This window comes from Fodinicola acaciae (assembly GCF_010993745.1).
GTDB lineage: Bacteria > Actinomycetota > Actinomycetes > Mycobacteriales > HKI-0501 > Fodinicola > Fodinicola acaciae.
In genome coordinates, this window is record NZ_WOTN01000001.1 from 287780 (window position 1) to 311701 (window position 23922).

Below are 23922 nucleotides of genomic sequence, written 5' to 3' on the forward strand. Positions count from 1 at the left end.
CATTCTCATCGACCTTCCACGCGCCGATGATTGCCTCTGGGGGAACCCGCTGGTCGGGCTGAAAATCACCGTCTATCTCATAAACCCAGCCGCCCGGCACACGTCGAGCTTCTTCCACGAGTTGTGGTTTCGGTTTGCGCGGCTCAGCCATGGCGAAGCTTCCTCACAGACTCAAGCTGCTCGTCGACTCTGCAAATTTTGGAACAATCGGTCGATGCGAAGATGTCGACGAGTTGTGGACGCTGCTCGCCGGCGGCAAAGTGCCGGTACGCCTTTCGGCCGCCGCCCATCTGACGCGCCATCCCTGACGGGAATACGTCACTCCGAGCGCCTTCACAACACAGTGATATTCCTCGTAGCTCTAGTTGTCGCCGGACGACCACAAGGCATTCAAACAAGTCGTTCTCCTGCGCAGCCACTACCGTGCCGTCGTCAAGCCAGACCTCCAGCTGCCACGGTGGAGCGACGGAAAACATCAGCTGCGCGTCGTGAAAAAGTGACGAACCCCTAACCGGCACGCGGGCCTTCTCGAACGTCATCTCCCATACCCCGGATTCGGAATCCATCTGCCTGATGGCAGCGTACAGCCTAAAATGCAACCCGGACGAACACCGCCCGGTACCGCGATCTCAGCCTCACGTGGGAATGGAGACTTGCTACCGAGCACTCGATTCACCTCGACGCCCTTGCCGGTCCGGATCGCATACACATTGGGCCCGAAACCTTCCGCGACCGTTCGATCCAAAGATGTTGAGACATAGCCGCTGGTGGCGTAATTTTCGCCCGTCGCATGACCCATCAGATCCATGTCGTTGCCCCAGGGCTCGAACCCCTTCTCAAAGATCTCGTCTGGCCCCCTCGTGTGGACAAGGATGGTGGGTGTCCCCGCAGAGGCCTGGTGTGCTGGCGACGTTGAGTGGTGCATGGCGACGTGGGCTGGCTGAGCGGGCAGGTCATGCCCGGGAAGTTCGACCGGTCAGTCAGTCACCTCTAGCCTGATTCTGCTGCCGTCAGGAAGGTTGCGGATCTGTGTCGCGATTGAACTGCGGAATCGCATGCCTTCCACTGCGTCCACTGCGTGGAGGTTTTCGACTGAGTAATCCCGTTGAGAATGAATGGAATTTTCGGGAGGAGTCTTTGATTGAAAGGCAACGAGCCGTTCACTCGTTGCCACTCGCTGCCAAGTGAGTACCCTGTCATCATGTTGTAGTCAGCAAGGATGGATTCGGCCCATTCCTCCAATGAGGACGCGATTTCCTCCGTCTCGCCGGTTTCTGGATTGAATGAGCAAATCTTGTTGTTTTTGATTCCAAATTGCTCACCGAATATGTCTTCGGCGAAGAAAAGAATGTGATCAGCCATTCCTTGGAAGAGGCCACGCCACAGGTCCGGGCCGTTCCAGGTCTCGATGTTGATGTGGTCACCACCAAGCCCGGATGGGAATACGTGGAGGGCGGACTCGAAGGCATAGAAACCGTTGGCTAATGCGAGGAGCTCAAACTTGAGCTTGATACCGGCACGGAGCAGCACCTCTACCTGGGCAAAGTCGCCGAACTCGACCAGCTCTGACATCAGGACGGATTCCTTCCATGGAAGAGAACGTCCCTCGCCGGATCTTCGACGAGCCCTTCGTGATCAGCTCATTCGGTCGAGATCATAGTCGGCGCGAATTCGGCTGAAGTCGAGTCATGGAGGGCAATCCAGGTATCTGGCGGATGGTCTTTTGTGATGTCGTCAGGTGCCATTGCGTCGAGCTGGAGAGCGTTGCCGTGGGCCGCTGTGTCAGCTTGGAAAATTCGGCGATGATGGCAGATCTAGCTATAACGAATGTAAAGGCGCTTATCCAGCCAGGCATCATTAAAGGCGTCTAAGATGCCTTTATATAATTGGCGTCTTGTCATGTCGACTTCGGCATCCAAAACCATTTCAGTATACGCAAGAATCTCTGCCCATCGGAGAGTGTGAAGGCAATATGTGAGAATCTCGACTGCCCCGACGGGTAGATCATCTAATATCTTTTCGAATTTGACCGCTAACTGTGGTCGACAGAAGGGGCTCGCGATGAGGTGGTCGAGGAGGTCGCTAAGGAGGGGCTCGATCTCGTCAACGCCGTCCGCGATTGGAGCCACGCGCAAAATGAAATCGATCTTGTCCATTATATGATGGCAGGTCTCACTCCGCTCCTGGCCACCGTTCGACATATTGATTGGTCACCTCCCACCCGGCATCTCGGAAAGCTGATTCTGCAGCACTCTGCTGATACTGGCCGTACGGTCTGTAATGTCCGGATGCGTTGTTGATTTCAAGAATTCGACCACTTCGTAGATGTACCTCACCGGCGGCCATAACGGCGTCGCCGCCGGCGATACTAACATGCCCGTCCGTAAGACGGCCAAGGAGTAGCTGCCCGTCTTGTTTGACGACGTACCCGAACTTGCCTGACCTGCGTTGAAGCGTCTTTGGTGTGAACGTCTTCGCGAATCCAGGACGATCGCTCGGAATGGTGTTTTCAAAGACACGTGGGTCGTCGCAGTTGTGGACGAGAGCCGCTGCCGACCCCACGAGGACGTAGTAGGTGTGGAGGTCGGGGATGGTGAGGTCGTAGGTGGTTGCAGTGCCGTGGTGCCTGTTTACGGCCAGGACGACAGCTGTGTTGGTGGTGGTTTGGAGGTGGTCGCCTTCGTGGAGTTGGGCGGCGTCGATGAAGGCGTTGTGGGTGGTGTCGTAGAAGGGGTGGTGTGCGGTGGTGGTGATGGTGGCGACTGCGGCGGGGTGGCCGGTGTTGTCGAGGGTGGCGATGGTGAGGTTGACGAAGTCGTGGTCGGTTGTGGTGATGATGACGTGGCCGACGGTGTGGGTCTGGGTTTTCGAGCTGCCGGGTACGGCGTTGGTGATTTTGTCGCCGGCTTTGATGTCGGCGATGGGCTTGGTTGAGCCGTTGGCCATCAGGACTGGAGTGCTGGCGACGAAGCTGTGCGGACAGCCGGTCGATTCCTCGGATCGCGCAGGCTTGTTGGGTGCGGACTCTGGTGGTGCGGGTTCGGTGGTGGGTGCTGGTGTGGATTCTTTGGGTGCGTTGCGGGTGGTGCGGAAGGTGCGGAAGGCTTGGCCGAGGCGGGATCCGGCGGCTCCGGCGGCGCCGAAGGCGGCTCCGGTTTCGGCGCCGGAGAGGGCGGCGTGGCCGAGGCCTGACCAGGTGCAGCCGGCGGCGGATTCGCGACAGCCCATGCCGTAGGAGACGGCGCTGGTGGTTGCTCCGCCGGCGGCGCCTCCGGCGGCTCCGCCGACGACTTCGGTGACGAGTTTGGGCAGGACTTTGCCCAGGACGGCGGAGGCGAGTTTGCCGCCGAGTGCGCCGGCGACGCCGCCGATGGCGCCGGTGAGGCCGCCCATGAGTGCGGCTTTGCCGAATGCTGCGCCGCTGCAGCCGCCTTTTTGGCCTTGCATGCAGTTGACGCCTTGTTCGACCAGGCCGCCGACGGCGCCGGAGATGCCGCCGCACAGGATCGCGCCGGGGATGGCGCCGACGCCGCCGGTCATGGCGCCGAGGACTGCTTCGCAGCCGGCGAAGACGACGGTGGAAGCGACGACGGAGGCGATGGTGGCGGCGTGGGCTTTGATGAAGGTGCCGACGGTTTGGGCGGCGTGGGCGAGTACGGTCGCGGCTTTGGCGGCCTGCGCTCGTGCGCGTTGGTAGGTCTCGATGGCTATTCGTTTGACGCGGGCGGCGGCTTCCAGCGCGAGTTGTTTGGCGCGGGCGGCGGCTCTTTTGGCTTGGTTGTAGGCGTCGTTGATGAAGTGGGAGACGGAGTTGTAGGTGTGTACGGCGTAGTTGACGATGGGGCGTACGAGGTGGTTGTAGAGGAAGTTGGCGGCGGGCTTGATGTAGTTGTTGTAGACGTAGTTGACGACGGGTGCGACGTATCGGTTGTAGAGGTGTACGCCGGTGGAGACGACGGCTTTGGCGCCGCATACCAGGTCCCACCAGGAGCATTGGCCGGTGGGGTCGTTGCCGGCGAGTGGGTTGTCGTTGACGTAGGCGAACGGGTTGGCCGATACCGATTGGGGTACGGGGTTGAGGGCGACGGAGTCCTTGTTCATGAAGGATCCGGTGGCGGGGTTGTACCAGCGGGTGGCCATGTTGACTTTGCCGGTGGTCGTGTCGGTCCAGCCGGATTGGAATCCGAGGTTGCCGGCCATGCCAGTGCTGGCGGTGATGTTCCCGAGTGGGTCGTAGACGCTGTTTCCGGTCAGGGCGGCGGAGTCGGCGGTGAAGTTGCCGACGACGTCGTCGTGGGCGTCGGTGAAGGCGAGGACGCCGCCGCTGCTTCCGGAGGCGTTGTTGTCTGGTGCGCGCGCGCCGACGACGCGGCTGCTGCTGGTGGGGTTGTGGGGTGTGGTGGGGGTCCCGATGGCCAGCAGTGATCCGTCGGGGCCGCGGCTGTAGGTGTGGGCACCGTCGGAGGCGAGGTCGTTGCCGGCGCCGCTGAAGGCGAAGGTGCGGGTGGTGCCGTCGGTGGCTTGGCTGTGCACGACGCGGCCGAGGGCGTCGGAGAGGTAGGTCTGGGTGGTGCCGCCGATGACGCCTTGGGTGGCTTGTTGTCCGTACGCGTCGGTGGTGGAGGTGGCCGTGCCGGCTGAGTTGGTTTGTTTGGTGAGGGTTCCGCGGGCGCTGTAGGTGTAGCTGATGTTGCCGTCGCTGGTGAGTTCGTCGCGGGCGTTGTAGGTGTAGACGTTCGCGCCGACGCGGGTGCGGTTGCCGGAGGCGTCGTATTCGTACGGCGTGGTGGTGGTGCCGTTGTTCCAGGAGGTGAGCCGGTTCGCGTCGTCGTAGGTGTAGGTGTTGTTCGCGGTTGTGCCCGCGGCGCCGAATCCGGTGGTGTTTTTGCTGGTCAGGTTCCCGTTTTCGTCGTATCCGTAGGAAATGGACGCGACAGTGGCGGAGGCGGCGGAGGTGCTGGTGGTGAGGGTGTCGGTGGCGAGGCGGTGCAGGTGGTCGTAGCCGAAGGTGCGTACGTCACCGGTCTGTCCGTAGTGGATGGTGGCGGGTTGGGAGAGGGTGTTGTAGGCGATGGACAGTTGGGTGCCGGTGATGGGGTCGGTGATGGCCGAGACGCGGTCGGCGTTGTCGTAGCCGTAGGTGGCGGTGCCGGCGGCGTCGGTGCGGGTGGTGAGGAGTCCGTCGGTGTTGTAGGTGAAGGAGCTGGCGCCGCCGGTGCCGGTGGCGGTGAGCAGGTCGCCGCGGTCGTTGTAGGTGAAGGTGGTGTTGGTGGCGGGTACGGCGGGGCCGGTGGGGCCTTGGTCTCCGGCGGCGGCGGTGTTGGCGGTGAGCATCCGCCCGTCGGGGTCGTAGGTGAAGGAGCGGTCGGCGGTGACGGCTTCGGCGCGGTTGCCGGTTTGTCCGGTGAGGTTGCCGTTGTCGTCGTAGCTGCCGGCGACGCTGACGCCGCCGGGTGCGACGCGTCTGGTGACCCGGCCGTTGGCGTCGTAGCTGGTGGTGGTGGTCCGGTCGGCGGCGCTGGTGTAGGTGGTGGTCGCTGGTTCGATGGTGGACGCGGGCAGGTTCAGGGAGTTGTAGGTGTAGAGCCAGGAGTTGCCGCGCCCGTCGGTGAACCGGGTGCGGTGCCCGGCCGCGTCGTATCCGAACGTTGTCGTGATCGAGGTGTTCGCGTCGACGGGTTGGATTTCTTGGGTGACCAGGCCGCTGGGGTCGATGGTGAATTGTGAGGTGTGCCCGCGGGCGTCGGTGGTGGAGGTGAGGTGGCCGCTGCCGTTGTAGGTCGCTGAGGTGGTGGTCAGCACCGTGTTGTCGGTGTCGAGTTGCTGCACTTGCAGCGGGTCGCCGAGGTGGTCGTAGCTGGTGCGGGTGGATCGGCCGTCGGCCAGGGTGGTGGCGATGGTGCGGCCGAAACCGTCGTATTCGGCGTGGGTGGTGGCGCCGGAGGGGTCGGTGGTGGAGATCGTTTCACCGACGGCGTTGTAGCCGTAGCTGGTGCGCGCACCGGCGGGGGTGGTGGTGGAGGCCAGGAACGCTCCACCGGGGTTGGTCGCCGACGCCTCGTAGGAGGAGGTGGAGGTGAGGGTGGCGGGGGTGGGGTAGCGCTCCAGGACGGTGGCGGTGACTTGGCGGCCGAGGTAGTCATAGGTCGCCGATTTCACGGCTCCGCCGGGGGAGGTGGTTTGCAACGCCTGCCCGTTGGTGTCGAAGCTGGTCCGGCTGATGCCGCCGCGGGGGTCGGTGATGCTGGTGGTGTCGCCGATCTGGTCGTAGCCGTAGCGCGTGATGTGGTTGAGCGGGTCGGTGGCGGTCAGGATGTTGCCGGCATCGTCGTAGGTCCACCGCGCGACCGGCGTGATCGGGCTGTCCGAGCCCGGTGGGGTGTAGGACGGCTGGGTGACGGACGCTTTCTGCCCGTCGGCGTCGTAGGCGGTGGTGGTGACGTTGCCGTTGGGGTCCTCGTTCTCGGTGGGGCCACCGAAGGTGTCGTATCCGGTGGTGGTGACCGGGTGCGCTGGTGTCGCGGCGGCGCCGCCTGTTTCGACGTTCACCGTTGGCGCGGTGGTGGTGGTGAGCCGGCCAGCTTCGTCGTAGGCGTAGCTGGTGACGTTGTTGTCCGCGTCGGTCATTGTCGTGGGCAGCCCGCGCCGATCCAGCGTCCAGCTGACCTTCGAGGAGTGACCCTGATCGTCGGCGACCGCGCGGCTGGTGACCCGCCCCAGCGGGTCGTAGGTCATCGTGGTGGAAATCCCCGGAACCAGGCTGCGCGGCGCCGTACCGGCCGCGGCATGAGTGGCTGCCCGGGTGATTGTCGGACCGGTGGTGGGTGATGCCGGTGGGGTGACGGGGTCGCCTTGGACGACGCTCTTGAGCGGGCGGTCGTCCGGGTCGTAGGTGATCGTGGTGGTCCGGTTGACGCCGGTCGGGTCGACCGTGGTGGAGGTGACGCGGTCGGCGGCGTCCAGGACGGAGGCGGCGGTGGTGGCGCCGTTGTTGGTGACCTGCCGGATCGGGTTGCCGGCCGCGTCGTAGGTGTTTGCCTGCAGTACGAACGATTTCGTGCCGGTGGGGTCGCGTTTGGTGATGGTGGCGACCAGGCCGTTGTCGGTGTAGGTGTAGTTCGTGCTGTTGCCCATCGCGTCGGTCACCGACGCCAGCTGCCCGGCCGGGTCGTACGCGCGGGAGGACTCGACCAGATCGGCCGCCGGGGAGGGATTGTTCGGGTCGCCGGTGAACCCTTTCAGCACCTGGGTCAGCAGCCGCCCGGCCGCGTCGTAGGTGTAGGCGGTGGTGACGCCGTTGGGGTCGGTCTCGGACGTTTTGTGGCCGTAAAGGTCGTATCCGAACGTGGTCGTTTTGTTCAGCGCGTCGACGTTGGTGCGCACCTGGCCGTGGTCGTCGTAGGTGGCCTGTACGGTGCGGGGCGCGTCGCCGCCGGTGCGGTCGGCGGTGGTCTGCGACGCCATCTGCCCGTCCGGGGCGTAGACGGTGGTGATCCGCGGTGAGTGGATCGCGCCGGTGACCCGGTTGGTGGTCGGCGGGTCGTCCTGGGTCACCACCTGCCCGATCCCGTTGTAGGCGTACGCGGTGACCAGACCGGCGGGGTAGGTGTCGGAGACCTCCTTCTTGGTCAGCATCCGCCCCAGGCCGTCGTAGGTGAAGGAGGTGACCATGCCGGCCGGGTCGGTGACCGAGGCGATGTCCCCGTTGTGGAAATAGGACACCAACGTCGTCGCGCCCGCCGGTGACACGGTCTTGTACGGCAGCCCCGCCGGTGCGAACCCGCTGTCCGCGGCGGCGACCGTGGTGCCGTCGGTGTAGGAGATCGTTGTCGTACGGCCGCTCGGGTAGCCGTCCACCGGTGGGGTGGTCACGGTGGTGCGGTTGCCGGCCGCGTCGTACCCGTAGGAGGTGAGGTAGGTGTTGTCGGTGGCGCTGGCCGACCGGCCGTCGCGGACGGTGGCCTGCAGGTCGTTGGTCGGGCTCGGGGTGAGTTTGCTGCTGGTGTTGTCCGGAAGATGTGTCGTGTACGTCGTCGAACACACCTGCGCGGCCTGGTTTTGGCAGGTCGTGTGGGAAACCTCGTTGCCGCGTACGTCGTGGCCGAGGATGGTGACATTCCCGTTCGGGTCGGTGATGGTGTGCGCGAACCCGCCGGTGTCATACCCGTAGGTGGTGGTGCGGCCGGTGCCGTCGGACTCGGCGATCAGCCGCATCCCATTGGCGATGTCGTACTGGGAGATCTGCGGCCGCCCGCCCGGGTCGGTCACCGTCACCGTCTGCACCGGAGACGGGCCACCGGAATGCCGGCCGGCGGAATAGTGGTTGGAGATCTCCTGGCTGGACACCTGCGTCCGGTAGAACGCGACATCGGAAATGGAGCCCGGGAACCAGCCCAGCGTGTTGGTTGGGTGGTTCGGCCAGGTGAAACCGGACGCGCCGGCGCCGACATACACGAAATTGCTCGGGGACGCCACCAATGCCGCGGTCGTGGCGCCGATTTTCTGCCCGTCCAGATACAGCACCTGTCCGTTGGCGGCGGCGGCCAACGCGGCGTGGTGCCACAATCCGTCATTCACCCGGGTCGGTGACACCATCCCACCCGAGGTGTGGTTGGTGTCCCAGAATTTCCCGTACAGCTTCCCGTCGGTGCCGACGTACATCGCCGGCACATAATTGCCCTGCGCCGTGGTGATGGTCGTGATGTCAAGGGATTGTTCGTCGAACAGGACGCCACCGGCCGTACTGTTGGTGGCCATCCGGAACCACAATTCCACCGACCCCGGCCCGGTCTGCACATTGTCCGTTGCCGGCAGCTGCACGAACGAGGACGTGCCGTCGAAACCTGCGGCGGTCTTGTCCGAGAACGGGCCAGCGCCACCCAACGTCACATTGTGATAGGACGCGTCGCCGGAATTCAGCTCGTCGACGGCGGTCGACCCGCCGGCGGCCTCGCCGAGTCGGTGATAGGTGGCCGGTGAGGATCCCAGCACCGCCGACCGGTACACATTGCTCGACCCCGTCACCACCGGCGGCGCGATCTTCCACGTCCCACCCTTGTCGTCGGTCACCGACGTCACCGTCGCGGTCACCGGGTCGTACGACACGCTCGCGTCGGTGTTTCCCGACGGGCGAGTGATGGAGGTCAGCAGGGAGACGGGGTTCAGGCCCGTCTGGTAGAGCCCGGTGATGATTTGTGGGCTCAGCGTTTGCGCGTAGAGGCCGACGTCGGCGATCGATCCGTTGAAGTAGTAGGCGCCGTATTTTCCGTCGTCCTGGTGCGGTTGGTCGGGCCAGGTGCCGCCCAGGTATCCGGCGCCGATGTAGCTGTGTTTGAGGAAGTGCGGTGTGACGCCACTGCCGCTTTGCGGGTCGAGGCCGGCGGTGCTGCCGATCTGGGTGTTGTCCAGCCACAGTGTCTGCGCGGTCAGGGATCCGGTCAGTACGACGTGGTGCCAGTTGTTGTCCGTGACGGCGGTGGGGGTGGTGATCGCGGTGTTGGACAGGCCTTCCCAGAAACGTCCGATCAGCTTGCCGTCGTTGCCGATGTAGAGGGCGGGCGCGAAGTTGCCTGCGGTGGCTGTGTTGGTGATCAGCTGGTCGGAGGCGGAGAACAGCACCCCGAGTGGCTTTGCTGTCTTGAACCACAACGACACCGAAAGCGCTGGTGTGGTGTAGAGGTGTTGGTTGGGCAATTCGACGTAGGAGGATGTGCCGTTGAACGACGCGGCTGTCGCCGATCCGCCGGCCAGCGGGCCGGGCTGGCCCAGGGTGACGTTGTTGTAGGTGCCGTTGTCGTTGCCCTCGTTGGCAACCACCGCACTGGCCGCGGTCGTACCGGAGGTCTCGGCCAACGGCCAGAACGACTGTGCCCCGATGTCCAGGACCTGATTGTGGTATTGGGAGGCTGTTTGATAGCCGTACCGGGTGCAGCCGTTCGTGTCGACCGGAGAGCACACCTGGGTCAGCTGGTCACCGGAATAGCTGTATGCCCAGGTCTGGATGGTCGAATTGTCGCCGGCGGTGGTCGGGTCGGTGGTCACGGTCGAGACGTGCGGGTTGGACGCGCCTGCTGGGGTCGTCCAGGCCAGGTGCAGCGCGCGCCCGGAGGCGGTCGAGGTCGCGGTCGCCACGTGTCCGCCAGACCAGGCATAGGTCACGGTGCGGTTGTTCGCGTCGGCGATCGAGGTAAGGCCGTACGCTCCGCCACCGAGGGCCTGGGTGAAGGTGTAGGCCGTGTTGTCCTTGTCGATGAGCTTGTACCCGCCGCCAGTTATCGCGGTGAAGGTGGCGAACCGCCCCGACGGTGGCGAAAACGTCCCGTCGCCGTTCCTGCCGAACCCGACCGTCGACCCTTCCGGGTAGGTCACGTCGACGCTGGCCAACGCGTTCGTGGCATCGTGCTGCTCAACCGCTCTGGCGTCGAAGACACTGGACCAGGCGCCGCCGAACGCGCCGGACAGACGTGGATCGCGTGAGTTGTAGTCGCGGCGTACCGCCAACTCCGGGCCGACACTGGTCACCTGCGCGTCGGTCGCGGAGGTCGTGTAGTTCCCATTGTTCGGGCTGTATCCGCGCCCGCCCTGGTTCTGCGCCAACGCGGACGTGACCAGCGGCTGTGGCACCTGGACGGTGAATGTCTGCCAGATCCCGGGCGCGGAATATCGCGTCCCGTCGAAGGTTTGCGCCTGCCAGTAATAGGTCTGTCCCCAGGCGAGCTTGCCGGCCGGGACCGCCCATCGGTTGGTGGTCAGCACGTTCGAGTCGGCGATCAACGTGCTGTTGGAGTTAAAGACCTGGAACCGGAACTTCGGGTTGACACCCAGCGCGGGTGACACCTCGCCGGTGGCCGCCAGCGCCGGCGTCAGCGTCGTCACCGACGACCCAGTCGGCGGCGACCAGGAGAAGACCTGCGGGTTCAACGTGCCGGTGTAGGTGATCTCCAGATACGGCGGGAAATCCGAATTGACAGAGTCAAACTGCTTCCACGCCGTCTTGTCCGTCGTCGACGCGTACAACGACAACCCGTTGTCCGGCTCACCGCTGGCCGCCCAAGCGGTGATCACGCCCGCCGACACCGGTGCCGCCACCCAGTCACCGACCGTCCGGTCGGCGGCGGTATTCGCGCACGCGTGCGGCACCGTCGGCGTCGCGCCGCCCACCGCCCCGCCGACACTGGGACCCGGATACGCCCCAGCCGTACCGCCGTTCCAGGCCTGCGTGACCTGCGCGATCGAGAACGGGTGCGGATTGCAGTCATAGGCCCACGTGTCGAACACGTGCAACGTCGCTGAGGACACGCTCACCTGCGAACCGGTCAGGTCACCGGTGTAGAAGCGGACGAACGAGTTCGCCTTGTACGGGTTGGCAGAACCAGCGTTGAACGACCCGACCTTCACCACCAATTCATCCGAATGGTCGACGGCCGGGGTGTCGGTGTCGGCGTACGTCGACTCCGCACCCGAGAAGGACATGTTGTAGGACGGGTCCACGGTGACCGGGAACACCCGTTTGGTGTCGGTCAACCAGCTCCGGTCAAGACTGACCTCGATGGCCTGCTGCCCGTCCGCGGTCGTCGTCAGCCGCGAAGTCACCGCATGTGTCGTGGCCGGGTCACCCGAATGCGGATCGACTTTCGAGTCGAACGCGTACGGCGTGACCAACCGACCCATCGCTTTCCCGGAGGAATCGTTCAGCACAATCGAGCCGTCCGGGCGTTGGGAGGCGGTCAGACCATCCAGATGAAGCGGAAACACCCACGAACTGGCTGCCGTGGCCGCGTGCAGAACAACGGACTCCTTCAACCCCGAGGCGACCGGGTGCAATTGCAGGTCCGTGTCCGGCAGCACGTTCAGGTACGTCGCCGTCGAACCTGACACCTGCGGCCTCACCGACGCCGCGCCCCGCAGGCCGTAGGACAGACCCTTCCCGTTCAGGCCGATCCGCGCCAGGCCTGGATCCGTTGCCGTCGAGGCAAGATCAACACTGATCGCGTTGGCTTTCTCCCGCCAACGGCCACCGGCCGCGGTCAGGCTGGTGTCGATCGGTTGCCACGTACCCGAACTGTCTCGGTAGTTCACCGGGGTCTGGCTCAACCGGCGGGTGTAGGAGCCGTCCGCGTTCTGAAAATATGTCGAGGTTGCGGTCGACTTCGCCGCCACTCGCTGGCTGGTTTTCGCATCGAACCGAGCCGACGCCTTTCCACTCGGCCCGGACGGTGTCGGCTTGCCCGGCCTCGCGTACGCCGGCAATTCGCCCCTGCCCCTGCCCGGCCGGCGACCGTTGCCGCCGGCGGCTTTCGTTGCCGACGCGGGAACCAGATGCGCTTTACCCGCCGCCGTACCAGTCGGCTGCACCGGCACCGGACCCCATTTCGCCGACGGATCGCCCGCCAGGAAATGCAGTGCCGCAGACAGATCGGGGAGCTGGAACACCGGACCGGCGAACGCCGTCGCCGGCTCCCAGGAAAATGTCACCAGAAACGTCAGAATCAACATCAGTGCGCCGCGACGCACCAGTCGTCCCTTTTCTCGAGGAAGTCCGCCCCCTCGACGCCTCCAGACACCGGAATGCACGCCGAATCCACGCAGCCGAGCCGACATCGTCCCTCGTTCCCCGTTCATACCGAATGCCAAGAAAACCAAAGCGCAAAGTCGCCGACCGGCGGGCAACACACGCCAAGGCAACCGCAAAATCCTTAACCGCCACACCACGCGCCGTCAAGAAGTTCCCCCAGAAATCGAGAAAACAGCTGAGGTCCCGCGGCCTCAAACACCCAAGACGCGCCAGAACTGGTCACCAAGAAAACTTAGCAATACATTTAATGAATGTAGATTGTTGGTTGGTGGTTCGGCAGCTACGCTTGAGCGGCCCTCGGACCGATCCGGGAACCGCGCTCTCACGGGGAAATGAGATCCATACATGCGTATCGGTGGTGTACGGCTGTCCAGACGCGCTATTTTGGCCGTGATCACGGTCACTACAGTCGCGGTCGTGGTCGCTGTTTCCCTCACATTGTCGCTGCGCTCCAGCCCGACCCGCGCACGGCAATACACCGCCACCACCGCATGCCTGCTCACCGACGCCACCGGCACCGCCCCCGGAACCAGCGCCGCGACCGCCTGGTCGGAAATGCAGAAGGCGTCCCTGCGTAGCCGTGCCAAGATCCAATACCTGCCCATCAACGGGCCATCAACCACGCAAAACGCCGTTCCCTACCTCAACACCCTCACCCAACGACAATGCGCCGTCATCGTCGCCACCGGCACCGGGCCTGTCGCGGCCACCGCGGGCAACGCACATCGCTACCCCACCATCACCTTCATCGTCATCGACAAAGACCAGCCACAGCAACACAATCTCGTCAGCGTCAGCGCCGCTAACAACGCTCAACTCCAGGCCGTGCTGCAGCAGGCAATCCAAAGGCACGACGCCTGACCTCGACGCCGGCAGAGCCACCGCCGTGTGTAGACGGCTCGACCCGTCGGTCGAGCCGTCCAACTGGGTCGGGCCACATCAGGCATGGAGGCGCCACCGTCAGGCCTCAGACGGGGGCGTTTCGTCGCGAATCGTGGTCGTTGTCAGAGCCGTCAGAGCCGGTCCAGCCGTACTGCCAGTTGCTGCCGGTTCCTCGGCATTGGTCGACCGGCGTCGGTTGGCGTCCGGGTGGCAGCAGGTCGCAGCAGAGGATGCCCTTGAGGTGGACGATTTCGTGTGAGACCAGGCGTGCCATGCCGTGGTCGAACACGGTGACTCGTGGTGTGCCGTCGAGGTCGAAGTGCTCGACGTGGATGGTGAGTGGCCGCGGTATTCGGCAGCGTACGTCGAAAAAGCTCATGCATCCTTCGTACTGTTCGTCGGTCTCGACACTGCTGTCGATGATCGTGGGGTTCAGGAGAACCAGGCTGTCGGTGCTGCCAGGGGGCATACGATGGCGGCGGCGCGTTCGATGCCGATCTGCGGCGCGGCGATGCCCATCCCTTTGCCCCAGGTGTGGACGCGGGCGACGCGCATCGCGGCAGACTGAAGTTCGGAGATGACGCGCAGAGCGTCTTGGCTCTCTTCGGGGAGTCTGAAGGGCCGGCTTGTCGGCGAAGAATTGGGTCGCCGTCTTGGACAATGCCGACGGCCCGCATCTTCTCGCTCGGAATCGTGATGTGCTCCGCCGTCTTGGTGGTGTTTCGAAAGTTCCATTCCAGCTGGTAGCGAGCGTTGAGCGGTGGGTCGTCGGTGGACCAGGCGAAAATGTGCCGCCCATCATTGTCGTGACGGTCGATCGCTGTCTGGAACGGCATCGCCTCGGCCGTCATGGACGTTTGAAGGCCCCAGACGGAGGTGTGCGGCGGCGTACGAGCAGCGTCGCCGCCACGGCGTCCCAGATGAGCAGTGGCACGATCAGGATCCCGCACTGACCGAGTGGCGCCAGCCAGGTCACCGGCCCGGCGATGACGATGACGTCACCGGCGCAGCTGATGCGTGCGCCGGCCGGCGGAGACACCGCCTGACCGTCCCAGAGGCGCACCAGTCGCTTCGCCGACGAGCGCGTCAGCGTCACCGTTTCGCTGCGTCGTCCCGGCGCCGTGATGACGCAGGTGGCCTGCGGGTCGTCGGGGGACAACAGCAGGCGACCGCCTGGTGCGACGTAGCCGCTGCCGATCTTCGAGTCCTGGTGCGAAAAACCGTAACCTATGACGCTGACGATCAGCACGATGAGCGTGCTGCTGATCGCGACGGAAAGCCAACACAGCAGCCTCGAGTGCCGACCGGCCGATCGGTCGCCGACAAAGTCGTCTAGGTGCGCCGTACGCCTCCTGGCCGACGGTCGACCTCTCTGCGACGAATTTGCCATGACGTCAGCTATACACGCCGGCACCTCCGCGCTGGAGCCGCATTGCCGAGGTTGGCACAGATCCGGGACTATACGGCAGCCGCACTTTGATCTTGTTACGCCGGCTGGTGTTGTCTGCGGAGTCGGGTTCGGTGGTGGAACCATCGTGCACGGGTTTGGTGGCGTCGTCTCCATAGGTTCCAGTGCAGGTGGTGGGTGTCGGGCCAGATCTGGCGGGTGACCAGGGCGAATAGGCGTTTGATCTCGGCGATGGTCAGGGCGATCATGCCAATGTCAGGCGGCGGCTGGTCGTCCGGTGTGTGGGGCAGGACGGGCGCCGACGCGCGGGTTTTGGCCTGCGTGGCGGTAATCGCACAGACGGCCAGAGCAGCCATGGTCAGCACGATGTGGCGGAATAGCGCGGTATACAGGCGGACCTGGGATTGGTCGAGCCCGAATTGGTCTTTGCCGAACTCGAAATCTTCCTCGACCGGCCACCGCAGGCACGCCACCCGTACCAGGGTCATGAACTGGATCGGCTCGCCTGGTGGGACGTAGCAGTAGTGGTAGGCCAGCTCACCGGTGTCCAGGTGCTGGCGTATCAATAGAAAATGACGTGGGCTGGCGGTGCCGACCCAGGCCCAGGCATACGCGCGTTCGCCTTTGGAGCCGGCCACCGAGCAGATCTGCCACGATTCCGGCAGCAGGAAACGCCTCACCAGGTCATCAGCCCGTATCGGCGGCCCTGACGCCACGTCAACCTGGAAAGCACACCCAACCCGGACGACGTATCCGGTGCCGTTGCCCTCAAGAAAAGCCCGAAAATCACCAGCCCGCCCGTAAACTTCGTCAGCGGCACACCACGGCGGCATCGTGCCCTCGGCGACCATATCGACGAAAATATCCGTGGCCAACTGCCACTTGGTCCGAAATACGACATCGTCGCCGATTCCCAGCGCGGCACGGCGATCTGGATCATTCAGCTGGTTCACCGGAACGTAGATCTTGGCACCAACCAGGGCATGCCCGGAATCGGTCGCATACGAGCAATAAACAGTGTTCACACCGTTGGCGACCCGACCGGCGCAGCCCATGTACTGGCGTTGCACCCCGGCCGTCGCCCGGCCCTGCTTCTGCTGCCCAGACTCATCCACCGCCGCCACCCGCAGCGGCCGGTTCCCCAACACCTCGGTGACCAACCCACGGATCGCCGCGATAGCGGCCTCGTGATCCCACACCGCGTGATCCCACACCGCGTGATCCCACACCGCGTGATCCCACACCGCGTGATCCCACACCGCGTGATCCCACACCGCGTGATCCCACACCGCGTGATTCAGCAGCCGCTGCATCCGGTCGGGCGTCGCGTCACCGGCATGCTCGGCAACCGTCCACCCGTTCTTGCGCGGCAGATCGGTCATCAACGCCGCGACATACTTCCCCGCCTGCACAAACGGCTCCACCCGGCTAAAACACGGCCGCAACAAGCCATGCAACCTGGCCAAATTCGACCCCGCCAACTCACCCTCTACGATGGCAACAGCAGCCGCCTCACCGATCTCTTTTCTCACAAACTGATGATCTCGAGGCGGCTGCCCCCATGATCAACACGACACGCCGACGCGCTCACCGGCCAAGACCGCTAAGTGCGGCTGCCGTACCTAGGTTCGCCGTGTTTGCTGACCGAATGCCAGCCGGGCTTGGTCGTCAGGCATGAACCAGCGGGGGCCGCCATGGCACAGCCGTAATAGGAATCCAGCGACGCCGGCGAGGCCGAGACCGTAGCTGAAGGTCATCTCCTGCATGAACTCGTTCGGCACGACCATCCGTCCGCTTCGGCGTACGGCGCGACTGTGGATGCACGCCGCGATTTCGGCGGCGCCGGTCAAGTACGGGTCCGGCCGTGGTGCCGCCGCGGCCAGGTCCAGCAGCAGTTCGCCGTTGCCGGCGTTGCCGTGGCAGTGGATCGGGCTGAGGAACCATCGGTCGCGCCGGGCGGCCGTCGCCGCGAGTTCGGCCACCTCCAGAAAACGCCGGTCGCCAGTGGCTTGCCAGAGCCGGACCAGAAACGCTCCGACGCCGCCGGAACCGCTGCACCACCAGCTTGTCCTGAGTTCCTGGTGGCTTCCCTTGCCGATGCCAGGCGGGCCGACCGGCCAAACGGCGAGATCCTGGAGTCGGTCAGCATTGGCGCACAGCAGCTTCCCGCATCCCAGTGCGACGTCGACGAGTTCTCGGTTGTCGAGCGCAGTTCCGGCGGCGAGCAAGAAGGTTGCGATGCCGGCAGTACCGTGTGCGAAGCCGTAGTGCACCGTGCCGGCCAACTGGGATGGGAAGTCTTCCGGGATCGGCCACAGCCAACCGTCCCCGTCGCTGACTCGGGCCTGCAACACCGACTGCGCGCAGTATTGGGCGCGGTCACGGAACTCGTTGTCTCCGGTCGCCCGCCACAGCGCGAGCTGGGCGATGCCGGCGCCGGCGGTGCCGTGGGTGACGTCGGGATTCGGCCAGCGCAGAGGAATCCTCTTGGCGTACGCTATCGCGCTGCCAGTCAGTTCGTCATCCTCCAGTGTGCGAGCGGCATCGTAGAGCGCCCACGCCGCTCCCGAGCGTCCGAAGAAGAGGCCTGGCAACACCCGCGGTTCTCGCCAAAGTGCGGCGTCCAGCCAGCGTGCCGCTACGGCGAGGCCGTGCCGCAGTTTCGCGTCGCCGTACACCTGGACGGCCCGGCTGAGCACCGCGATCGTTCCTCCCGCGCCGGCGTGGACATTGCAGTGGTCGCCAGTTCGCGTGTCCGCTGTGGCCGCCGGCCACGGTGCCTGGTCGTCGGAGGCCATCTGCTCGACCGTGTACGCCAGGATGTCGCGTAAGAAGTTCTCCTGAACGTCCGGATCGAGCCGTTCGGGTTTCCCGGATTGTCGAACGCCTTCACTTGTGCCGGGAAACCGCAGGAACACCGCGGCGCGGTCGAGGCTCCAGCGGGAATCTGGATCATCGGCGGTCAGGCCGACAACGAGCGGGGACAGCCGCCCCAGGGTGGGGTTGTCGCGGGCGGCGAGCCGGACGAGCGACGCCAGCCGGTCGCCCAGTCGTCGGACCGGCGGGTCGTCCGCGGCCAGCACCGGCGTCATTCCGGTGGAAACGTACAGGATGGTGGCACCGAGACTGTAGAGATCCGCCGTCCGCTCCGGCGCCGGACCGTACCGCTCGGCGGCCAGTTGTTCGGGTGCGGTGTATCCGGCGGTACGGACCGCGATCACCGGTTCGCCGGGCCGGGCCGCGAACTCCAGGTCGACCAGTCGGAGGTCGCCGTCCGGAGTCACGATGATGTTGCCGGGGTTGAGATCGCGCAACACGAGCCCCTCGTTGTGGACCGCGATGAGAAGATCCACCAGCTTGCGCGCGGTCGCGACAACTTCCGATGGCGCTGGACGGCGGGAGGAGTCGAGTCGGCATCTCTCCTGCACGAAATGCCGTAGGGACGTGCCGGGGATCTCCTCCTCTGCCAGGAAAGCGTGGCCGCCGTGCTCGAAGAACGCAACGTTGCGTGGCACGAGACCCAACGGCGCGAGCTCGTCGAGCATCTGTGCCTCGGCGCGGAGCATGGTCTGTGCGTCGTCGCCTTCGACGGTCGTCGCGACGTTCGGCCGCGCCTCCTTGAGAATGGTGCGTTTGCCGGTGTCCTGGTCGAGGGCACGATAGACGCCGCCGCGGTTGGAATGCCGGATCGCCTCCGCGACGAGGAATCGCCCGCCGATCAGGACAGGGTTTCCCCGCGGTCGTGGCGGATCGACCGGAGCGGTGGCGTGTGGCAGCGGATGCGGCGCCCAGCTCGGAGCGCTAAACCACGGCTCTCGCCGGTCCTCGATCCAGGTCCCGTCCGGGGCGACGACCATCGGGACGTACGAGCCGTCGATGTCCAACCTGGTGAGCTGGTCGGTAAACCCGCCGTAGCGGTAGTGGACCAGACTGTCGGGTCGGTATCGCCGATCAGAGAGAATGGCAGGGCCGGCCAGTCCGTGCGTGGCCTTGTGCAATTCTTCGGCCAGTAACCGAAAATGGTCGTCGTCGTCCGGATAGACGGTGATGACCTTTCCGCTGCCGCCGCGTTGGTATCGCGTCGAGTTGAGTTGGGCGACCTGCTCCAGTCCTTTTGCGAACTTGAAAGCAGCGCGGTGGCTGAGAAGGACTTCGGTTGCTTGCCGCAGCACGGCCGGCGCGGATGTCAGTGTCGCGCTGACGTGAAGCTTCCAGCCCTGAAGCCGCGGGCAGTGACCGGGCGGCTGGACATAGCACCAGAACCGCTCCGTCCGCATCGCCCACCGGTCGACCTCGCTGACCCGCTCCAAGATTGGCAGAAACAGTTTCGTCAGATCCGCGCCGTCGTCGGGTCGGTTGTCCGCTGCCAAGGAAGACACCTCTCACGCACCCGCGTTGTTGGTGGAGAGCGCCGACGATAACACGCCGGCCCGCACGGAGGAATGCGTTGCGCGAAGCGCCATGATCGGAGGGAATCCACTGTGGTCTCGCTGTGGTTTCGCATTGGTTTGGCTGTAGTTTCCAGTCCAGAACACCTGGCCGGTCACGTCGCGCGAAGGTGATGCCTGTGCCGTTGGAAAGCTCCGCCGCGGGCAGTCTGTTGAGCGTTAAACATTTCTGCTACGTTCCACCGCACCGCCCTTACGATCCAGTGGTAGGCAGCTCACCTGGGAGTACGGAGAATGGCTGCGCGTCAGTTGGTGATTAGCGTACTTGGTCCGTTCGAACTGAGTGTTGATGACCGTCCGTTGCCGATGTCTGGCAAGCGGTTACGTGCCCTTCTGACCTCGCTCGCACTTTCCGCCCAGCGGGTGGTGCCGATCATGACACTCACAGAACTGGTGTGGGACGAGCAGCCGCCGATCCGGCCGCGGGCAAGCCTGCAGAGCCTGGTGAACCGGTTGCGTGCTTGTATCGACTCCACCGTCATTCGCACGGAGCCGCACGGTTACCTGCTGGACGTGGATCCGCTTTCGGTGGACGCGGTTCGTTTCCAGTCTCTTGTCATGGAGGCGAAAACCGCCGGCCGGTCGTTGGAGCGGCCCATGCTGGACGAAGCACTCGCACTCTGGCGAGGCGAGCCGCTGGTCGACACCGGCTCGCTGCGGCTGAGAAATGAGGCTGGCCCGGGGTTGGCGGAGAAATACCTGGCTGCTTTCGAGCGGCGGGTGGATCTCGATCTCGAGGAAGGAAACTACGCCACTATCGTCGCCGATCTCCAGGACATGATCGCGCGGTTTCCGCATCGTGAGCCGCTCTGGGTGCGGCTCATCACCGCGCTCGACCTCACCGGCCGGCCCGCCGAGGCACTGAAGGCATACGACTACGTCCGCGGTCGCCTCGCCGACGAACTCGGTTGCGATCCCTCAGGCGAACTCCAGTCGGTGTACCGGCGGATCCTTCAGGCCGAGCGTGTCCGGCAATACGCGCCTGAGCTTCTTCGCAATTCCCAGCCGAACGGAGACCGGATTCGATGATCCCGGTGGAAACCTTGTGCAGTCGGTTGTTACAGATTCCGCATATTCGGGATGCCGCGACGCTTGCCGACGAGCAGAGCGACGTGGTGACTGTCGTGCTGGTCCGGCAGGGCTACCGCCCCGGTCCGGTGCTGCGCGACCTGGTGATGAGGGCCGGCGAGAGCACCGGCGATGATCTGGTGGTCGCGATCGTCGATGCGATTCCGCGCCATGACCACGGTGCCGTCGATGAGGCCGCTGCTCGCGCGTTGGTGGCAGACGGAGCGTTCGTCTTCCCGTACGAGGCGCCAGTCACCGAGACCGAGAAAATTCTCGCGGCGGTGCTCCACGAGCTCATTCCGTCGGTCCGCGTGAGCATGACCGACGACTTGGTCAGCATCGGCGGGGACTCGTTGATGGCGGTGGAGATCGTGGGCATTCTTTCCGAGCGACTGGGCGTGGAGATGGACCCGAGTCAATTGTTCGAAACCGAGTCTTTTCGCGAGATGGCCGCGGTGATCGCGCGGACCAGGACGAACAGCTCGGGTTGGCGCAACTGATGACGAGGAGGTTAACCTTTTCTCATTTGTATTCGGCATTCTCTCCGTGCTGCTCGGCCGCCACGATGAGGCTGGATATGGCGTCAGCGGTTCCGTCCGCGCGGTCGAGGCAGATTTTCTCTGCCTCCCGCCAGGTCGCGACGGCCTGGGTGAGGTCGCCGGCAGCTGCCAACTGCTTGCCGAGCTTGACCCTGGTGGACACCCGCAAAGCGCTCGTTTCGGTTTCGTCGGCGATATTGACCGCATCGCGGAAGGTCCGAATGGCCGCGGAATGATTGTCGGTGGCGGCGTGGACCATCGCCAGGGCGTCCATTGCGTACGCGGTGGCCGACCGGTTGTCGAGTTTGCGAAATAGCTCCGTCGCCGCTTTCGCGCAGTCGAGAGCAGCCGCGAGGTCGCGAAGCCCCAACTGAGCTTCGGCCAGATTGAGCAGGATCATGCCGTGCAGGTGCTGGTCGACGTCGTCGCCGAACGACAGCGCCTCGTTCAGGACCTCCTCTGCCGCGCCGAACTGCTTGGCGTCGACGTAGGTGGCGCCCAGGTTCATCAAGGACAGCATCTGGCCGTGTGTCGATCCGACCTCCTTGAACAGCGCCAGTGCACGCAGGCTGACCTCGATCGCCCTGTCCGGAGCTCCGAGTTTCAGATAGGACGTGTTCAGCGCGTTGAGGCATTTCGCCTCCAGGAATTTGTCAGCCACCATACGGGCGGACCGCAGCGCTGATTCTCCCAGCAACCGAAGGTCGTTCCAGTACGCGCGCTGGTAGAAGTAGTTCCAGCTGAAGAGGAAAAGAATGACCGCACTGCGGTGTTCGCCACTAGTGCGGGGCGACTGAACCAACGCGACTATCGTCTTGCGTTCGGTGCCGAACCAGTCGATGGCGGCCTCGTCGGTGTCGAAATTTTCTGGATAAACACGATCGTCCACGCGTGCCGGAATGGCCAGGCCGTGGTCGACATTGGTCAACCTGTCACGGGCATTGACGGCCGTGTGCACATACCAGCTGAAAAGGCGGCCGATCGCGGCCGACCGATCGACCGCCGGCGGCATGGCCTTGCCGGCGGCGTACTCGTGCAGCAGGTCATGCATTTCGAACCGGCCGGATCGTCGTTGTTCGACCAGGCTCGCACTCATCAGTTTGACGAGTCTGGCCCGCGCGTCGGCCAGCGAAAACCCGCCGAGGCTGGCTGCGGCGCCGAGGCTGATGTCGCTGCCAGGATGCAGCCCCAGCGCGTCGAACATGGCTGCGGCTTCGGTGTCCAGTGCGGCGTAGGACCAACCGAAGACCGCGTGCAGGTTCGTTCCCTGGTCTGCTTCGACGGACAGGTTTTCGAGGCGGTCGTGGGTCTGCGACAACGACGCGCGCAGGTCCACAAGTGACCAGTCCGGATGCCGTGCGGCGTATTCGGCCGCCAGCCTGACCGCGAGTGGCAGCCGGGCGCACAGTGTGACGATCGCGGCGGCGGCGGCCGGCTCCGCCTTCACTCGCGTTTCTCCGGCTACGGTCGAAAAGAGAGTCAACGCTTCGGAGGAGGGCAGCAGGTCCAAGGAAATCCGTCGAGCGCCGACGCGGACCGCCAGCTCGCCGAGCTGTCGCCGGCTCGTGACGATGACCAGCGAGTTCGCGCCGGGGAGCAGCGGTTCGACCTGGCCGCTGTCGCGAACGTTGTCCAGGACGACCAACATGCGCCGATCGGCCAGCTCACTACGCAGCCGGGCGGCCCGGCCATCGGGATCGACCGGAATTTGGTTCTCCGGCACTTCCAGGGATCGCAGCATCATGTCCAGCGCGTCGAGTGGTTCCAGCGGCTCGCCCGCGCCGTATCCGCGCAGATTAACGAAGATCTGGCCATCCGGGAACGCCGCCTTGACACGATGCGCCCAGTGCAGTGCCAACGCGGTCTTTCCGACGCCACCCGTGCCATCGATCGCGACGACGCCTACCCGACGTGCCGCTGTCGTCTCGGTCGATCCGGTTGTGGGCTGCTCGGCAATGAGAGAGTCCAGAGCCGCGAGAGCCTCGGTGCGGCCGACAAACGTCGCACTGGCGGCAGGCAGCTGCCGTGGTACGTGCGGAGCATCCGGTTCCCGCGCGTCGCCGCTCGCGGGCGTCGAGTTGGTCGGCCGGCCCAGGGAAGGATCGTTGGTCAGGATCGCCTGATGCAGGTCGGCGAGCCGCTGATTGACGTCGAGACCGAGCTTGTCCCGGGATATGGCGTCCGCGGTCCGGAATGCGGCCAGTGCATCACTGCGCCGCCCGCAGAAGTGCAGCGCCAGCATCAGGCGCTCCCATAGCGTTTCCCGAAGCGGGTAGCGACCGACGAGCTCGTACAGCTCGTCGATGACCTGACCGTGGCGGCCGTCGGAAAGATCGAGATCGATTCGGCGCTCCAGCGCGTCCAGCCAGGCTTCGACGAGCGCGGGTGCGGCGGTCTTCGCCAACATCGGTGACCCGCAGTCGTGAAACGGTTCACCGCGCCAGAGGCGCAGGGCCGACTGAAGTGACCGGCGCTCGGCTCCCGGATCCGCCGCTTCCCGCGCGCTTTGCGCCTCGGTCAGCAGGTCACGGAACCGCAGGATGTCCAGCGTGGTCGCGTCCGCACGCAGGCGATATCCGTTGGGCGTTGTTTCGATGAGATCCGCGCCGACCCGCCGCCGCAACTGGGTGACCAGCCATTGCACACCGTTGCGGCTGTCCTTGCGGTCCTGGTCCGGCCACAGATGTCCGGCGAGGGTGCGTACGGGCACCGCGCGATTGGCGTTCACCGCCAGCACGGCCAAGGCCGTACGCTGACGGCCACGGACGATCAGTGGCCGGCCGTTTACCGCTATTTCGAAGGCGCCGAGAAGGCGTAGGCCGACGGTCTGGTCGGTGCGGCGTGGCTGTTCGGATGCGCGGTCAGGCTGTCCGGCGCCCTGGTCGCCGATAGTCACACCGCCATCGTCCCACAGCACCGCGGCGATTTTCCGTCACGCCGGACTTTGTCGTTGCCGGTTCTGGTCATCGGCCGCGACTGTGATCGCCCAAACACGGCGGGCAT

The 23922-nt window shown here is 64.8% G+C and carries 14 protein-coding genes; 3 read left to right on the plus strand and 11 right to left on the minus strand.

Annotated features, from left to right (window positions below; translation table 11 throughout):
• Positions 1-143: 143 nt before the first annotated feature.
• From GNX95_RS01400 to GNX95_RS43715, 5 genes are all read right to left on the minus strand, one after another.
• Complete coding sequence (locus tag GNX95_RS01400; RefSeq protein ID WP_163504679.1) at positions 144-566, minus strand: hypothetical protein; 423 nt, start codon at positions 564-566, stop codon at positions 144-146.
• A complete protein-coding gene (locus GNX95_RS44135; protein WP_163505152.1) occupies positions 536-925 on the minus strand; it encodes a scabin-related ADP-ribosyltransferase in 390 nt (129 codons plus the stop codon). Before GNX95_RS44135 ends, GNX95_RS01400 begins: the two co-directional genes overlap by 31 nt.
• Before the next feature lie 65 nt (positions 926-990).
• The gene (locus tag GNX95_RS01410; protein ID WP_163505153.1) at positions 991-1572 is read right to left on the minus strand and encodes an SMI1/KNR4 family protein; all 582 of its coding nucleotides are present in this window, start codon (positions 1570-1572) and stop codon (positions 991-993) included.
• Between the two features lie 242 nt (positions 1573-1814).
• Positions 1815-2156 (minus strand): hypothetical protein, encoded by a 342-nt coding sequence (locus tag GNX95_RS01415; protein ID WP_163505154.1) that lies wholly within the window; start codon positions 2154-2156, stop codon positions 1815-1817.
• Between the two features lie 16 nt (positions 2157-2172).
• Positions 2173-12495, minus strand: a complete 10323-nt coding sequence (locus tag GNX95_RS43715) for a LamG-like jellyroll fold domain-containing protein (RefSeq protein WP_163505155.1) — start codon at positions 12493-12495, stop codon at positions 2173-2175.
• Positions 12496-12991: 496 nt separating this feature from the next.
• Here GNX95_RS43715 and GNX95_RS01425 point away from each other — a divergent pair, with 496 nt between their 5' ends.
• On the plus strand, positions 12992-13435 hold the full coding sequence (locus GNX95_RS01425) for a BMP family ABC transporter substrate-binding protein (RefSeq protein WP_163505157.1): 444 nt from the start codon (positions 12992-12994) through the stop codon (positions 13433-13435).
• A 106-nt stretch (positions 13436-13541) separates the two neighbouring features.
• Here GNX95_RS01425 and GNX95_RS42355 read toward each other — a convergent pair whose 3' ends face one another.
• The 5 genes from GNX95_RS42355 to lanL all read right to left on the minus strand — a co-directional run bounded on the left by GNX95_RS42355 (position 13542) and on the right by lanL (position 19234).
• On the minus strand, positions 13542-13925 hold the full coding sequence (locus tag GNX95_RS42355) for a peptide deformylase (protein ID WP_222853323.1): 384 nt from the start codon (positions 13923-13925) through the stop codon (positions 13542-13544).
• The gene (locus GNX95_RS42360) at positions 13889-14011 is read right to left on the minus strand and encodes a peptide deformylase (protein ID WP_222853677.1); all 123 of its coding nucleotides are present in this window, start codon (positions 14009-14011) and stop codon (positions 13889-13891) included. The genes GNX95_RS42355 and GNX95_RS42360 overlap by 37 nt, the downstream gene beginning before the upstream one ends.
• Positions 14012-14303: 292 nt before the next feature.
• Entirely contained in the window at positions 14304-14705 is a 402-nt protein-coding gene (locus GNX95_RS01435; protein ID WP_163505159.1) for a hypothetical protein, read from the minus strand.
• Between the two features lie 236 nt (positions 14706-14941).
• A complete protein-coding gene (locus GNX95_RS01440) occupies positions 14942-16396 on the minus strand; it encodes an IS701 family transposase (protein ID WP_222853324.1) in 1455 nt (484 codons plus the stop codon).
• A gap of 90 nt (positions 16397-16486) precedes the next feature.
• Positions 16487-19234, minus strand: a complete 2748-nt coding sequence (lanL, locus tag GNX95_RS01445; RefSeq protein WP_163505161.1) for a class IV lanthionine synthetase LanL — start codon at positions 19232-19234, stop codon at positions 16487-16489.
• Positions 19235-19546: 312 nt separating this feature from the next.
• Here lanL and GNX95_RS01450 point away from each other — a divergent pair, with 312 nt between their 5' ends.
• Entirely contained in the window at positions 19547-20341 is a 795-nt protein-coding gene (locus GNX95_RS01450; protein ID WP_163505163.1) for an AfsR/SARP family transcriptional regulator, read from the plus strand.
• The gene (locus tag GNX95_RS01455) at positions 20338-20880 is read left to right on the plus strand and encodes a phosphopantetheine-binding protein (RefSeq protein WP_163505165.1); all 543 of its coding nucleotides are present in this window, start codon (positions 20338-20340) and stop codon (positions 20878-20880) included. Before GNX95_RS01450 ends, GNX95_RS01455 begins: the two co-directional genes overlap by 4 nt.
• Positions 20881-20902: 22 nt before the next feature.
• Here GNX95_RS01455 and GNX95_RS01460 read toward each other — a convergent pair whose 3' ends face one another.
• Positions 20903-23836: an AfsR/SARP family transcriptional regulator gene (locus GNX95_RS01460; protein ID WP_163505167.1), complete on the minus strand. Its 2934-nt coding sequence runs from the start codon at positions 23834-23836 to the stop codon at positions 20903-20905.
• Positions 23837-23922: the final 86 nt, after the last annotated feature.